Raw genomic sequence first — 14,891 nt, forward strand, 5'->3', positions numbered from 1 at the left:
CACAGCGCAGCTGCCCGCAGGGTGGCGCACACGGAGGTGCGCCATGAAAACCGGCCGCAACCGCCCCCGTAGCAATTTCAACCTCCGTGGTCGCCTGACCCTGGTCGGTATCGCGCTTGGCCTGTGCTCGGTGACGCTGATCGGCCGCGCGGCTTATGTGCAACTGGTCAATCGCGATTTTTACCAGCGTCAGGGCGAAGCGCGTTACCTGCGCGAACTGCCCATCGCCACCTCGCGCGGCATGATCACCGACCGCAACGGCGAGCCGCTGGCGGTGTCCACGCCGGTGGAATCGATCTGGGTCAATCCGCAGGAACTGCTGCGCAACCCGGACCGCATTCCCGAGCTGGCAAAAGCGCTCGGGCAGCCGCTGGACGAGTTGAACGCCAAGCTGGCACAGAAGGCCGGCAAGGAATTCATGTACCTGCAGCGCCGGATCAATCCGGACAAGGCGCATGCGATTGTCGATCTGAAGATTCCTGGCGTGTTCTCGCAGCGCGAGTTCCGCCGCTTCTATCCGCAAGGCGAGGCGATGGCCCATGTGCTGGGCTTCACCAACATCGACGACCGCGGCCAGGAAGGCCTGGAGCTGGCATTCGACGAATGGCTGCGCGGCAAGCCCGGTTCCAAGAAAGTGGTGCGCGATGCGCGCGGCGCCATCGTGGAAAGCGTGGACCTGGTGCGTCCGGCGCAACCGGGCAAGGATCTGACGCTGAGCATCGACCGCCGCATCCAGTTCCTGGCCTACAAGGAGCTGCGCAACGCACTGGTCGAAAACAACGCGGCCGGCGGTTCGATGGTGGTGATGGACGTGGCCACCGGCGAAGTGCTGGCGATGGTCAACCTGCCTACCTACAACCCCAATTCGGTCACCGGCATCAATCCGTCGGCGCGCCGCAACCGTGCGGTCACCGATCTGGTCGAGCCGGGTTCGACGATGAAGCCGCTGACCGTGGCCACCGCGCTGACGGCCGGCGTGGTGACCAAGGACACCGTCATCGATACCAACCCCGGCTACATGTCGGTGGGGCGTTTCACCATTCGCGATGTGCCGCGCAACAACGGTGTGCTCAACGTCACCGGCGTGATCACCCGCAGTTCGAACATCGGCGCGGCCAAGATCGCGGCCAAGGTGCCCGACCAGACCTTCTACCACTCGATCCGCAACTTCGGTTACGGCAGCGCGCCGCATAGCGGGTTCCCCGGCGAATCGGCCGGCGTGGTGCTGCAGCCGGCGCGCTGGAGCGGCCCGTCCAAGACCACGATGTCCTACGGTTACGGCCTGTCGGTGACGCCGCTGCAGATTGCCCAGGCGTACGCCACGCTGGGCAACGGCGGCAAGCTCACTCCGCCGACCTTCGTGCGTGGCCAGCACAACGAAACCCGTCAGGTGATCACGCCGGAAGTGGCGCGCCAGGTCATCGACATGATGGAGACCGTGGTGACCCAGGGCGGTGCCAAGGGCGCGGCGATTCTGGGCTACCACGTGGCCGGCAAGACCGGCACGGCGCGCAAGAATGGCGCCAACGGCTACGAGCGCGGGCATTACAACGCCCTGTTCGCCGGCCTGGTGCCGGCCACGCGCCCGCGCTTTGCCACCGTCATCGTGATCAACGATCCGCAAGGCAAGGTGTATTACGGTGGTCTGGTATCGGCGCCGGTCTTCCATCGCGTGATGGAAGGCGCGCTGCGCTTGATGGACGTGCCGCCGGACGATATCCAGTCGTGGCTGGCCGCACAGGCGGCCGGCAAGACCGGCCAGCCGGTGGTCAAGCCGCAATCGGCCGATCCGGATCCGGCCCTGGTGCCGGACCCGGTGGATGAAGTCTCTGCCGGCATTCCGACCGCACTGGCGCCTGCGCCGGCTGCCGCGCCAGCACAGCCCGCGCCGTTGCAGGAGAGCCGCCAGTGAGCCGCTCCATGGCGCTTTCGCAGTTGCTGCCGGATGTGGCATTGACGCACGACGTGCAGGTGTCCGGGTTGGTGATGGATAGCCGCGCCGTGCGCCCGGGCGATGCATTCGTGGCGATCGCCGGTTTCGGTGCGCATGGTCTGGGCTTTGTCGAACAGGCGCGCGCCAATGGCGCGGCGGCGGTGTTGTTCGAGCCGCCGGCTCCCGACGGTCTGCCGGTCCCGGCCGATGCGATTGCCGTGCCTGGCTTGCGCGCGCGCCTTGGCGTGATGGCCGATCAATTTCATGGCCGGCCATCGCAGGCGATGCGCATGGTCGGCGTCACCGGTACCAACGGCAAGACCTCCACCGTGCAGCTGCTGGCGCAGGCCTTGACGCTGCTCGGTACGCCCACCGGCACGCTCGGCACGCTGGGCGTCGGTCTGTATGGCGCGGCCGTGCCGACCGGTTTCACCACCCCGCTGGTGCTGCCCACGCACGCCCTGTTGGCGCAGTTGCGCGATGAGGGTGCGCAGGCCGTGGCAATGGAAGTCAGCTCGCACGCGCTCGATCAGGGCCGCGTGGATGCGGTGCATTTCGACGTGGCAGTGTTCACCAATCTCACCCGTGACCATCTCGATTACCACGGCGACATGGCGCAATACGGCGCGGCGAAAGCCAAGCTGTTCACCCGCGCGGGGTTGAAAGCGGCCGTGGTGAACCTGGACGATGGCTTCGGCCGCACGCTGTTCGCTGCGCTCGATCCCGCGCTGCGCGCGATCGGTGTGAGCTCGCGCGCGCATGCCGACGCCAGCGTGAGCGCGCAGGCACTGCAGCTGGACCACAACGGCATCAACTTTGCGTTGAATGTCCAGGGCCAAGTGCATCCGGTGCATTCGCCGCTGCTGGGCCGTTTCAACGTGGACAACCTGCTGGCCGTGGCCGGCGCGTTGTGGGCGATGGAGTTTGCGCCTGCGCAGATCGCCAGTGTGCTCGGCCAGTTGCAGCCCATCCATGGCCGCATGAACCGCCTCGGCGGCGCACATGGCGCACCGTTGGTGGTGGTCGATTACGCACACACGCCCGATGCGCTGGAACAGGCATTGAGCAGCCTGCGTTCGCATGCGCAGGACCGCCTGATCTGCGTATTCGGCTGCGGTGGCGAACGCGACACCGGCAAGCGCCCGCAGATGGCGGCGATTGCCGAGCTCAAGGCCGACGTGGCGATCGTGACCGACGACAACCCGCGTGGCGAAGACGGCGATGCGATCGTGGCCGATATCCTGCGCGGCTTCGCGCGACCGGATGCCGCCATCGTGCAGCGCGACCGCGCCGCTGCGATCCATCAGGCCATCGGCATGGCCAGCCCATCGGACATCGTGTTGATCGCCGGCAAGGGCCACGAGCCGTATCAGGAAATTGCCGGTGTGCGGCACGCCTTCGACGACGCCCTCGTGGCGGCGCAGGCGCTGCTGCCGCGCACCGTGTTGGGAGTGCGGCCATGAAGCTCACGCCACTGTCGTTGATCGCACATTGGGCGGGCGGCGAGCTGCACGGCGACGACACCATGATCGATGCGGTCGGTAACGACACCCGCACGCTTGCCGACGGCAGCCTGTATGTGGCGCTGCGCGGCGAACGCTTTGATGGGCACGATTTCGCCACCGAGGCGGTCGCGCGCGGTGCCAGCGGTGTGCTGGTCGATCGCCTGCTGCCGGCGCTGAGCGTGCCGCAGGTGGTGGTGGACAACACCGAGCTGGCGTTGGCGCGCATCGCCGCCGGCATGCAGCGCGACCGCGCCACGCGTGTGCTTGCGCTGACTGGCTCCAACGGCAAGACCAGCGTCAAGGCGCTGCTGCTGTCGATCCTGCAGGAAGCCGGGCGCGTGGATGGCACCACCGTGTACGCCACGCCGGGCAACCGCAACAACGAGATCGGTTTGCCGCTGGCAGTGATCGCCGCGCCCGACGATGCGGACTTTGCGATCTACGAAATGGGCGCCGGCAAGCCGGGCGATATTGCCTATCTCACCGAGATTGCGCAGCCGCATGTGGCATTGGTCAACAACATCGCGCCCGCCCATCTGGAACGTCTGGGCAGCTTGCTTGGCGTCGCACGGACCAAGGGCGCCATCTACGCCGCGCTGCCCGCCGATGGCGTGGCGGTGATCAATGCCGACGACGCTTTCGGCATGTGGTTCGAACAGCAGTTGCAGAGCCAGCCGGTGCAGGGACGTCGCGTGTTGCGCTACGGCTTGCAGGCCAGTGCCGAGATCACTGCGCGTCAACTGCGTCTGCACACCGGCGGCGCGCAGTTCACCCTGGTCACGCCGCAGGGCGAGGCGCAGATTGCGCTGCCGCTGCCTGGTCGCCACAACGTGCTCAACGCATTGGCGGCAACCGGGCTTGCACTCGGTGCCGGCATCGCCTTGCCGGTGATCGCCGACGGTCTGGCGCAGGCACGCGCGGTGGCCGGCCGGCAGATCGCGCAGACCTTGCCCAATGGTGCGGTCCTGATCGACGACAGCTACAACGCCAACCCGGGCTCGCTGGATGCGGCCATCGATGCCTTGGCCGCCGCACCGGGCGAAGGCTGGCTGGTGCTGGGCGACATGCGCGAACTCGGCGCCGAAGGCGTGGCACTACATGCCGCCGCGGGGCGTCGCGCACGCGCGGCCAAGCTGCAGCGGCTGTATGCGCTGGGCGAACTGAGCGCTGCCGCAGCGCAGGCATTCGGCGAAGGCGCCCGCGTGTTCGCCACGCACGCCGAGTTGATCGACGCCTTGCAGGCGGATCTGGTCGATGCCACCAGCCAGCGACAGCAAGTGCCGCAGCACGGATCAGGAAATACGCAGGAACATGCAGTGATTCACCAACAGCAATCGCCATCCACCAACGCGCTTCCGGGCGTCGCCTCCATCACGATCCTGATCAAGGGCTCGCGCGGTAGCGCGATGGACCGCGTCGTCACCGCGCTGCTCGCATCGGCGGAGGACGCATCCCATGCTGCTTGAGTTGGCCCGTTGGCTGCAGCAACTGGAGAGCCTGTTCGGGCTGTTCAACTATCTGACCTTCCGCGGCATCCTGGCTGCGCTGACCGCGCTGTTCCTGTCGTTGTGGATGGGCCCGGCGGTGATCCGCAAGCTCGCCCAGTTCAAGGGCGGCCAGCCGATCCGCCAGGACGGCCCGCAAACGCATTTTTCCAAGGCCGGCACGCCGACCATGGGCGGTTCGCTGATCCTGCTCACCGTCACCTTGTCGGTGCTGCTGTGGGGCGATCTGCGCAACCGCTACGTGTGGTTGGTGCTGGCAGTGATGATCTGCTTCGGTGCGATCGGCTGGTACGACGACTGGATCAAGATCGTCAAACGCGATCCCAATGGCCTGAAGTCGCGCTGGAAGTATCTGCTGCAGTCGATCTTCGGTCTGGCCGCCGGCTTGTTCCTGTACTACACCGCCGACGTGCCGGCGGCGATCACGTTCTACATCCCGATGTTCAAGTCGATCGCGCTGCCGCTGGCCGGGGTGAGCTTCGTGGTGATCGCCTACTTCTGGATCGTGGGCTTCTCCAATGCAGTGAACCTCACCGACGGCCTGGATGGTTTGGCCATCATGCCGACCGTGCTGGTGGCCTGCGCGCTGGGCGTGTTCGCGTATGCCTCGGGCAACGTGGTGTTTGCCGAATACCTGAAAATCCCGCTGATTCCCGGCGCCGGCGAGCTGATCATCATCTGCTCGGCGATTGCCGGGGCAGGGCTGGGCTTTCTGTGGTTCAACACCTACCCGGCAATGGTGTTCATGGGCGACATCGGCGCGCTGTCGCTGGGCGCAGTGCTCGGCACCATCGCGGTGATCGTGCGTCAGGAGATGGTGCTGGTGATCATGGGCGGCGTGTTCGTGATCGAAACGCTGTCGGTGATGATCCAGGTGGTCAGCTTCAAGCTGACCGGCAAGCGCGTGTTCCGCATGGCGCCGATCCACCACCATTTCGAGCTCAAGGGTTGGCCGGAGCCGCGCGTGATCGTGCGCTTCTGGATCATTTCGGTGGTGCTGGTGCTGATCGGCCTCGCCACGTTGAAGGTGCGCTGATGAACGACATGTCCCGCCAGGCCACACGACTGGACGCCATCGGCGGCCGCTACGACCCGTGGCTGCTCGGGGCGGCAGTCACGCTCGCCTCGCTGGGCGTGGTGATGGTGGCGTCCAGCTCGATCGAACTGGAAGCCAGCCCGTTCTACTACCTGACCCGCCACCTGCTGTTCCTGGGTGGTGGCATCGCGCTGGCGTTCTGGGCGATGCGCACCGAGCTCAAGACCATCGAACAGCACAACCAGATGCTGTTGCTGGCCTGCTTTGTGCTGCTCGTGGTGGTGTTCGTGCCTGGTCTGGGCAGCACCGTTAATGGCGCCAAGCGCTGGATCAACCTGGGCGTGTCGCGGTTCCAGGTGGTCGAATCGGTGAAGGTGTTCTACATCATCTGGCTTGCGAGCTATCTGGTGCGGTTCCGCGACGAGGTCAACGCGACCTGGCAGGCGATGCTCAAACCGGTATTTGTGGTCGGCTTCTTGGTCGGCCTGTTGCTGCTGCAGCCGGACTTCGGCTCCTCGATGCTGCTGCTGAGCGTGACCGCCTGCATGCTCGTGCTGGGCGGTGCGCCGATCGGGCGCATCATCCTGCCGATCCTGCTGCTGCTGCCGGCCCTGGTGGCATTGGTGATCTTCGAGCCGTACCGCATGCGGCGCGTGACCTCCTTCATGGACCCGTGGGTGGATCAGCTGGGCTCCGGTTACCAGCTGTCCAACGCCCTGATGGCCATCGGCCGCGGCCAGTGGACCGGCGTGGGCCTGGGCGCTTCGGTGCAGAAGCTCAACTACCTACCCGAATCGCATACCGACTTCATCTTCTCGGTGATCGCCGAGGAGCTGGGCTTTGTGGGCGTGTGCGGCGTGATCGGGCTCTACGCGCTGCTGGTCGGTCGCGCCTTCTGGCTGGGCATGCGCTGCGTGGAAATGAAGCGGCATTTCTCCGGCTATATCGCCTTCGGCATCGGCCTGTGGATCGCGATGCAGAGCTTCGTGTCGATCGGCGTCAACCTGGGCATCCTGCCGACCAAGGGGCTGACCCTGCCGCTGATTTCGTCAGGCGGCTCATCGGTGCTGATGACCTGTCTTGCGATGGGTGTGCTGCTGCGGGTGTCCTACGAAGCCGATCGCGCCGAGCGCCTGCGCAGCAAGTTGTCTCCGCAGGGCGCGGCCGCCTCGCCAGCTGAGCCGGCCGAGCCGGTGGTCGATTCGGTGCCGCCGGCGTACGCGCCTGCGCACAAGCCGCAGCGCGACACTGGCGCTGCACCCGCGCCGGCCGCTCCCCCGGTTGCCGCCGCCTACGTAGCGCCGGCGTCGGCCATCCTGCGCGGCACCAGCCGCATGCACCCGCGTGTGGAACCGACCTTCGGGAGGATTGCGTGAGCGTTTCTGCCCATGCCGCGCAAAAAATGCCCGCACCGTCGTCTGCGATGATGCGGCCGGTCATGATTCTGGCTGGCGGCACCGGCGGGCACATCTTCCCCGGCCTGGCCGTGGCCAAGGTGCTGCGCGCGCGCGGCGTGCCGGTGACCTGGCTGGGCGCCGATGACGCCATGGAAACCCGCCTGGTGCCGCAGCACGATATTCCTATCGATACGCTGGCCATCAGCGGCTTGCGCGGCAAGGGCGTGGTGAAGCTGCTCGGTGCGCCGGTGCGGGTCATGCGCGCGGTGCGCGCTGCCGGCTTCGTGCTGCGCAAGCGCCGTCCGCGTGCGGTGATCAGCTTTGGCGGCTTTGCAGCTGGCCCGGGCGGCCTGGCCGCGCGCCTGCTCGGTGCGCCGTTGCTGGTGCACGAACAGAATCGCGCCCCCGGCATGACCAACAAGGTGTTGTCGCGTTTCGCGCGCCGCGTGCTGACCGGGTTTCCGGGCAGCTTTGCTGGCGAAGAAGCGGTAGGCAACCCGGTGCGTGCAGAAATCGCTGCATTGCCGGCGCCGGCCGATCGCTTGGTGGGTCGCACCGGCCCGGTACGCGTGCTGGTGCTGGGCGGCAGCCAGGGCGCGCGCGCGTTGAATCAGGCGGTGCCGACAGCGCTGGCTGCACTGGGTCACCCGGAGGTCGAGTTGCGCCATCAGTGCGGCGAGAAGCTGCGCGCCGAAGCCGAAGCGGCCTACCTGCAGGCAGGCGTCAACGCCAGCGTCGAACCCTTCATCGCCGACATGGCTGCGGCCTATGCCTGGGCAGATCTGGTGGTGTGCCGCGCCGGCGCATCCACCCTGGCCGAACTGTGCGCCGCCGGTGTCGGCAGCGTACTGGTGCCGTTCGCCGCCGCTGTCGACGACCATCAAACCCGCAATGCCGAATACCTGGTCGGCGCCGACGCCGCCGTGCTGCTCAAGCAGGACGACAGCCTGGCAGTGCGCTTGCAGCAGGTATTGCAGACGTTGCTCGCCGACCCGACTCGTCGCCTCTCGATGGCCAACGCCGCACGCACCCTAGCCAAGCCGGACGCCGCCGAGCGCATCGCCGACATCATTCTTCAAGAGGCCGGGAGTGGAGATGGCCAGCCTCCGGCTGTCCAAGAGCGAGCGGGATTGGGGATTCGCAACAAGCAAACGCACAAACAGGGCAGCATGCAGACATCCGTAAATGGCGACCGTTCGGCGCAGTTGATCGCCACCAATCCCCAATCCCGACTCCCCAATCCCGGCGCCTCCGCAGGAGGTGCCCCGTGATCCGCCGTCTGCAAGACAGTGGCGATTTGGTGCGGGCGTTCCCGCGCGTGCATTTCGTCGGCATCGGCGGTACCGGCATGAGCGGCATTGCCGAGGTGATGCTGACGCTGGGCTATGAAGTTTCCGGCTCGGACAACGCCGACAACGCGGCCACGCGCCGGCTGGCCAAGCTGGGTGCGCGCGTGATGCGCGGCCATTCGGCGGCCAACGTGCTGGGTACCGATTGCGTGGTGGTGTCCAGCGCCATCCGCGAAGACAACCCCGAGTTGATGGAAGCGCGCAGCCAGCGCATTCCGATCATGCCGCGCGCGGCGATGCTGGCCGAGCTGATGCGTTTCCGTCGCGGCATTGCGGTGGCCGGCACGCATGGCAAGACCACCACCACCAGCCTGGCGGCTGCAGTGTTGAGCGAAGGCGGGTTAGACCCGACGTTCGTCATCGGTGGCCAGCTGCTGGCTGCCGGTGCCAACGCAAAGCTCGGTGGCGGCCAATGGCTGGTCGCCGAGGCCGACGAGAGCGATGGCAGCTTCCTGCGCCTGAATCCGTTGATGGCGGTGATCACCAACATCGATGCGGATCACCTGGAAAACTACGGCAACGATTTTGCCCGCGTACAGGCCGCATTCGCCGAATTCCTGCAGCGCCTGCCGTTCTACGGCCTGGCGTTGCTGTGCATCGACGACCCGGAAGTGGCTGCACTGGCCGGCAAGACGCCGCGCCACGTGATGAGCTACGGCATGAGCGAAAATGCCGACGTGCGCGCCGAAGATGTCGTGCAGGACGGGCCACGGATGCGCTTCACGCTGCGCCTGCCCGAAGGCACCACCACGCCGGTGACGCTCGCACTGCCAGGTCGTCACAACGTGCTCAATGCGCTGGCGGCTGCCGCAATCGGCTGGCAGCTCGGCGTGGCGCCGGACACCATTGCGCGCGCGCTGGAAAACTTTGCCGGCATCGGCCGTCGGTTCAACGATCTGGGCGAAGTCACCACCAGCAGCGGCGCACGTGTGCGCGTGGTCGACGATTACGGCCATCACCCGCGCGAACTCGAAGCGGTGTTCGCCGCCGCGCGTGGCGGCTGGCCGGACAAGCGTCTGGTCGTCGCCTTCCAGCCGCACCGCTATAGCCGCACCCGCGACCAGTTCGACGCCTTTGCCGCGGTACTCAGCACGGTCGACGCATTGGTGCTGAGCGAGGTCTACCCGGCCGGCGAAGCGCCGATCCCGGGCGCCGATTCGCGTGCATTGGCACGCGCCATCCGTGCGCGCGGCCGCAGCGAGCCGGTGGTCGTCGGCCAGATCGCCGGGCTTGCCGAAGTGTTGCCGGACGTCCTGCAGGACGGCGACCTGCTGTTGATGATGGGCGCCGGCGATATCGGTTACGTGGCCCAGCACATCATCAGCAACGGGTTTGTCGGAGAGCAGGCATGAGCGCGTTGGTCGGCAACGTTCGCACCAGCGATCCGGCAGCCTTTGGACGCGTCGCCGTACTGCTCGGCGGCACCTCGTCCGAGCGCGAGGTGTCGTTGAATTCCGGCAGCAACGTGCTGGAAGCGCTGCGCGCGCGCGGCGTCGATGCGCAGCCGGTGGATGGCATTCCGGCGTTGGCCAAGGCATTGGTCGCGCAGCAGTTCGATCGCGTGTTCAACGTGCTGCACGGACATAACGGCGGCGGCGAAGACGGCATCGTGCAAGGCCTGATGGAAGCCTTCGGCGTGCCCTATACCGGCTCGGACGTGCTTGGCTCGGCGCTGAGCATGGACAAGATCCGTACCAAACAGGTGTGGCTGTCGCTGGGCCTGTCGACGCCGCGCTACGCGCGGTTGGCTGCTGGCGCCAGCGCAGAGGCAATCCATGCCGCTGCACAGCAGATCGGGTTGCCGGTCATCGTCAAGCCGGCAAACGAAGGATCCAGCGTCGGCGTCAGCCGCGTGTTCGACCAGGCGCAGCTCGAAGAAGCAGTGACCCTGGCGGCGCGCTACGACGGTGCGCTGTTGATGGAGCAATTGATCGAAGGCGACGAACTCACCGTGGCCGTGCTCGGCGACACCGCGTTGCCGTCCATCCGCATCGTGCCCAAGGGCCAGTGGTACGACTACAACGCCAAGTACATCGCCGAGGACACCCAGTACCTGTGCCCTGGCCTGGAAGGCGAGGCCGAAACGCAGATTCGCCAACTCGCGCTGGACGCCTTCCGGGCTGCCGGCTGCCGTGGCTGGGGTCGCGTGGACGTGATGCGCGATGGCAGCAGCGGCCAGCTGTATCTGCTCGAAGTGAACACCGCTCCCGGCATGACCAGCCATTCGCTGGTGCCCAAGGCCGCCCGCCAGCTCGGCATCGATTTCGAAGAACTGGTCTGGCGCGTGCTGGAGCAGACGCTGTGACGCGGGGATTGGGGATTCGGGATTCGGGATTGGCCAACAGCGACGCCATGCGCGCCTTTGCTGTTGCTGCTGCCGTGACGAATCTCCAATCCCCAATGCCGAATCCCGTGTGCGGAGCACACCAATGAACGCCACCCTGCGCATCCTGGCCTGGTTGCTCGCGCTGGCGTTGGTCGCGCTGCCGGTGGTGGCCGTGCTCAATGGCTGGGTCGGTGCCGAGCGCTGGCCATTGGCGAAGTTGCGCGTGTCCGGCGACTTCAAGCGGGTGCCGGCCGAAGAGTTGCGTGCGGTGGTGTTGCCGTATGCGCGTGCCGGCTTTTTCGCGGTGAAACTGCAGCAGGCACAGGACGCCATTGCGCGGTTGCCGTGGGTGGAAAGTGCGCAGGTGCGCAAGCGCTGGCCGGATGTGCTGGAAGTGCACGTGACCGAGCACAAGCCGTTCGCGCGCTGGGGTACCGACCGCATGCTGTCCGAGCAGGGCCGGCTGTTTCGCACCCCGCCGCTGTTGAAGGATTTCAAGTTGCCGCAGCTCGGTGGGCCGGACAGCAAGACCCAGGACGTGGTGGCGCTGTACAACGAATCGCGCGCCCTGTTCGCACCGACCGGGCTGGATGTGGAGCGTCTTGAAATGGACGCGCGCGGCAGCTGGTCGCTGGGGCTGAGCAATGGCGTGCAGATCGTGGTCGGCCGCGACGATGCACGCGCACGGCTGCAGCGCTTCGCCCGCGTGCTGCCGCAGCTGTCCGATCCACAGCGCCCGATCGCCCGAGCCGACCTGCGCTACACCAACGGATTTACCGTCGAACGGCAGCGATTGGAGAGTGGAGATTCGGGATTGGAAAAAGCGCAGCCCCGGCATCGCGCAGCACCTTCCGCACCTCCCGTCGCCCAGGCAGTTCCGCGTTTTCCCAATCCCGTATCCCGAATCTCGAATCCCGGCTTTAAGACATGAATCGCAAAGGCGACAAATCCCTCATCGTTGGACTGGACATCGGCACCTCCAAGGTCGTTGCGCTGGTCGGCGAATACTCGCCCGGCAATCCGATCGAAGTGATCGGCATCGGTTCGCATGAATCGCGCGGTCTCAAGCGCGGCGTGGTGGTGGACATCGAATCCACCGTGCAGTCGATCCAGCGTGCGGTGGAAGAGGCCGAGCTGATGGCCGGCTGCGAGATCCGCTCGGTGTATGCCTCGATTTCCGGCAACCACGTGCAGTGCAAGAACTCGCCCGGCATCGTTCCGATCCGCGATGGCGAAGTGACCTGGAGCGATCTGGAGCGCGTGCTCGATGCCGCCAAGGCGGTGGCCATTCCGGCCGACCAGCGCATCCTGCATGCGATTCCGCGCGAGTACGTGCTGGACGATTCGCAGGAAGGCATCCGCAACCCGGTCGGCATGACCGGCGTGCGCCTGGAGGTGCATGCGCACCTGGTGGTGTGCGCGCAGTCGGCAGCCGCCAACATCACCAAGTGCGTACAGAAGTGCGGCCTGCAGGTCGACGATCTGGTGCTGTCGTCGCTGGCGTCGTCGGTCGCAGTGCTGACCGCCGACGAACGCGAGCTTGGCGTGGTGCTGGTGGACATCGGCGCCGGTACCACCGATCTGGCGGTGTACGTGCAAGGCGCGATCTGCCACACCGCTTCGTTGCCGATCGCCGGTGACCATGTCACCAACGACATTGCGCACATGCTGCGCACGCCGACGCCGGAAGCCGAGCAGATCAAGGTGCGTTACGCCTGCGCGCTGGCACAGCTGGCCACCGCCGAAGAAAGCATCCAGGTGCCGTCGGTGGGCGACCGCCCGCCGCGCCGCATGCCGCGCCACGCACTCGCGCAGGCGGTGCAGGGCCGTTACGAGGAAATCTTCGAGATGGTGCAGGCCGAACTGCGTCGTTCGGGCTTCGAAGAAATGGTGCGCGCCGGCATGGTGCTTACCGGCGGTGCCTCGAAGATGGAAGGCGTGGTGGAACTGGCCGAAGAAATGTTGCAGATGCCGGTGCGCGTGGGCATTCCGCAGCACGTCACCGGCCTGGGCGAAGTCGTCGGCAACCCGGTACACGCCTCCGGCGTGGGCCTGCTGCTGATGGGCAGCCAGATCGAACACCCGCGCCGGCCATCGATTCCGACCGGGCGCGCGGGCAGCTTGTTCAAGAAATTGAAGAATTGGTATCGCGGGGAATTTTGAAGTGCCGGGATTCGGGAGTTGGGATTCGGGATTGGAAAGAGCAAGAGCAAGAGCAAGAGCGAAAGGCAAAGCGGCGGCGGTTGCGAAGATTAAGTAGAGAGCGGCGAGCAGGTAGGCGATAAAATTATTTGCAGGCATTGCGTCGAGGAGTAGGTGACACGAGCCGTGGAGCGCAACAGCGAATCTACGGCCCCGGCACACGAATCCCGACTTTCAAACAACAACACTCGCCGTGGTGCGGAGTGGGCAGGGACCCTCGCTTGTGCGAATCCCCAATCCCCATTCCCGAATCCCGGCTCAAGAGGACACTGACATGGCACATTTCGAACTGATTGAAAAAATGGCTCCCAACGCGGTCATCAAGGTGGTTGGCGTCGGCGGCGGCGGTGGCAATGCCGTTGCGCACATGGTCAACACCAACGTCGACGGCGTGGAATTCATCACCGCCAATACCGACTCGCAGGCCATCAAGAACTGCGGCGCCAAGCTGCAGCTGCAGCTCGGCACCAACGTCACCAAGGGCCTGGGCGCAGGCGCGAATCCGGAAGTCGGCCGTCAGGCCGCGCTGGAAGATCGCGAGCGCATCATGGACGCGCTGCAGGGTGCGGACATGGTCTTCATCACCGCCGGCATGGGCGGCGGCACCGGTACCGGTGCAGCACCGGTCGTTGCGCAGCTGGCCAAGGAAATGGGCATCCTGACCGTGGCCGTGGTCACCAAGCCGTTTCCGTTCGAAGGCCGTCGCCGCATGCAGGTGGCGCTGAAGGGCATCGAGGAACTGAGCCAGCATTGCGATTCGCTGATCACCATTCCCAATGAAAAGCTGATCACCGTGCTGGGCCGCAACGCCACCATGATCCAGGCGTTCCGCGCTGCCAACGACGTGCTGCAGGGCGCCGTGCAGGGTATCGCCGACCTGATCGTGCGCCCGGGCCTGATCAACGTCGACTTCGCCGACGTGCGCACCGTGATGTCGGAAATGGGCCTGGCCATGATGGGCACCGGTTCGGCACGCGGCGACGATCGCGCGCAGGCCGCTGCCGAAGCCGCCATCCAGAACCCGCTGCTGGACGACGTGAACCTGGCCGGTGCCAACGGCATCCTGGTCAACATCACCGCCGGCCCGGACTTCACCATGTCCGAGTTCGACGAGATCGGCCGCACCATCGAAGCGTTCGCGTCGGAAGATGCCACCGTGGTCGTCGGTACCGTGCTCGACCCGGACATGCAGGACGAAGTGCGCGTGACCGTGGTGGCCACCGGCCTGAACCGCGCGGTTGCCCGCCAGGCCCAGCGTCCGGACCAGCGCGCGCCGATCAAGCTGGTGCGCAACGCCACCACCGGCCAGCCGGAATTCGGCGACTTCGACACCACCAGCGGCGATGCGGTGTCCAAGGCCGTCGGTGGCAGCATGGGGCTGGGCCTGCGCCGTCCGAGCAGCGACTCGGTCGGCAGCGGCAGCCACAACGGCGGCGGCTCCTCGACGCCGGCGGCGGACCTGCCCAACGATTATCTGGATATCCCGGCGTTCCTGCGCCGCCAGGCCGACTGAGGATCGTCGGCTGCGTTGCTACGGTGACGTAGCCCGTCCGCCCGGGGCCCGCTTCGGGTTGTACTGCCATGTCATGTCATTCCTGCCGGATCGGTGCCGATCCGGCAGCTTTTGTTATCGCGTGA

11 protein-coding genes are annotated in these 14,891 nt (G+C 66.2%); all 11 read left to right on the forward strand.

Translation table 11 applies throughout. The annotated features are described in order from the left end of the window. Positions 1–43 precede the first annotated feature (43 nt). The 11 genes from LN450_RS04000 (at position 44) to ftsZ (ending at position 14,766) form a co-directional block, all read left to right on the forward strand. Complete coding sequence (locus LN450_RS04000) at positions 44–1,912, forward strand: peptidoglycan D,D-transpeptidase FtsI family protein (protein WP_011346419.1); 1,869 nt, start codon at positions 44–46, stop codon at positions 1,910–1,912. Positions 1,913–1,920: 8 nt separating this feature from the next. Further along, entirely contained in the window at positions 1,921–3,396 is a 1,476-nt protein-coding gene (locus LN450_RS04005) for a UDP-N-acetylmuramoyl-L-alanyl-D-glutamate--2,6-diaminopimelate ligase (RefSeq protein ID WP_011346420.1), read from the forward strand. Next, positions 3,393–4,904, forward strand: a complete 1,512-nt coding sequence (locus LN450_RS04010; RefSeq protein ID WP_011346421.1) for a UDP-N-acetylmuramoyl-tripeptide--D-alanyl-D-alanine ligase — start codon at positions 3,393–3,395, stop codon at positions 4,902–4,904. Before LN450_RS04005 ends, LN450_RS04010 begins: the two co-directional genes overlap by 4 nt. Continuing rightward, positions 4,894–5,979, forward strand: coding sequence for a phospho-N-acetylmuramoyl-pentapeptide-transferase (gene mraY / locus LN450_RS04015; protein ID WP_011346422.1), 1,086 nt, complete (start codon positions 4,894–4,896; stop codon positions 5,977–5,979). Before LN450_RS04010 ends, mraY begins: the two co-directional genes overlap by 11 nt. Further along, positions 5,979–7,355, forward strand: a complete 1,377-nt coding sequence (gene ftsW / locus LN450_RS04020; RefSeq protein ID WP_011346423.1) for a putative lipid II flippase FtsW — start codon at positions 5,979–5,981, stop codon at positions 7,353–7,355. Before mraY ends, ftsW begins: the two co-directional genes overlap by 1 nt. Next, a complete protein-coding gene (murG, locus tag LN450_RS04025; protein WP_011346424.1) occupies positions 7,352–8,647 on the forward strand; it encodes an undecaprenyldiphospho-muramoylpentapeptide beta-N-acetylglucosaminyltransferase in 1,296 nt (431 codons plus the stop codon). Before ftsW ends, murG begins: the two co-directional genes overlap by 4 nt. Continuing rightward, the gene (gene murC / locus LN450_RS04030; RefSeq protein ID WP_011346425.1) at positions 8,644–10,077 is read left to right on the forward strand and encodes a UDP-N-acetylmuramate--L-alanine ligase; all 1,434 of its coding nucleotides are present in this window, start codon (positions 8,644–8,646) and stop codon (positions 10,075–10,077) included. Before murG ends, murC begins: the two co-directional genes overlap by 4 nt. Continuing rightward, positions 10,074–11,030: a D-alanine--D-alanine ligase gene (locus LN450_RS04035; protein ID WP_008571981.1), complete on the forward strand. Its 957-nt coding sequence runs from the start codon at positions 10,074–10,076 to the stop codon at positions 11,028–11,030. Before murC ends, LN450_RS04035 begins: the two co-directional genes overlap by 4 nt. A 124-nt stretch (positions 11,031–11,154) precedes the next feature. Beyond that, positions 11,155–11,982, forward strand: coding sequence for a cell division protein FtsQ/DivIB (locus tag LN450_RS04040; RefSeq protein WP_008571979.1), 828 nt, complete (start codon positions 11,155–11,157; stop codon positions 11,980–11,982). After that, positions 11,979–13,214 (forward strand): cell division protein FtsA, encoded by a 1,236-nt coding sequence (gene ftsA, locus LN450_RS04045; RefSeq protein WP_003485272.1) that lies wholly within the window; start codon positions 11,979–11,981, stop codon positions 13,212–13,214. The genes LN450_RS04040 and ftsA overlap by 4 nt, the downstream gene beginning before the upstream one ends. 313 nt (positions 13,215–13,527) lie before the next feature. Further along, positions 13,528–14,766: a cell division protein FtsZ gene (gene ftsZ, locus LN450_RS04050; RefSeq protein WP_008571978.1), complete on the forward strand. Its 1,239-nt coding sequence runs from the start codon at positions 13,528–13,530 to the stop codon at positions 14,764–14,766. Positions 14,767–14,891: the final 125 nt, after the last annotated feature.

Origin of the sequence: Xanthomonas euvesicatoria pv. euvesicatoria (assembly GCF_020880415.1) — a bacterium.
Lineage (GTDB): Bacteria > Pseudomonadota > Gammaproteobacteria > Xanthomonadales > Xanthomonadaceae > Xanthomonas > Xanthomonas euvesicatoria.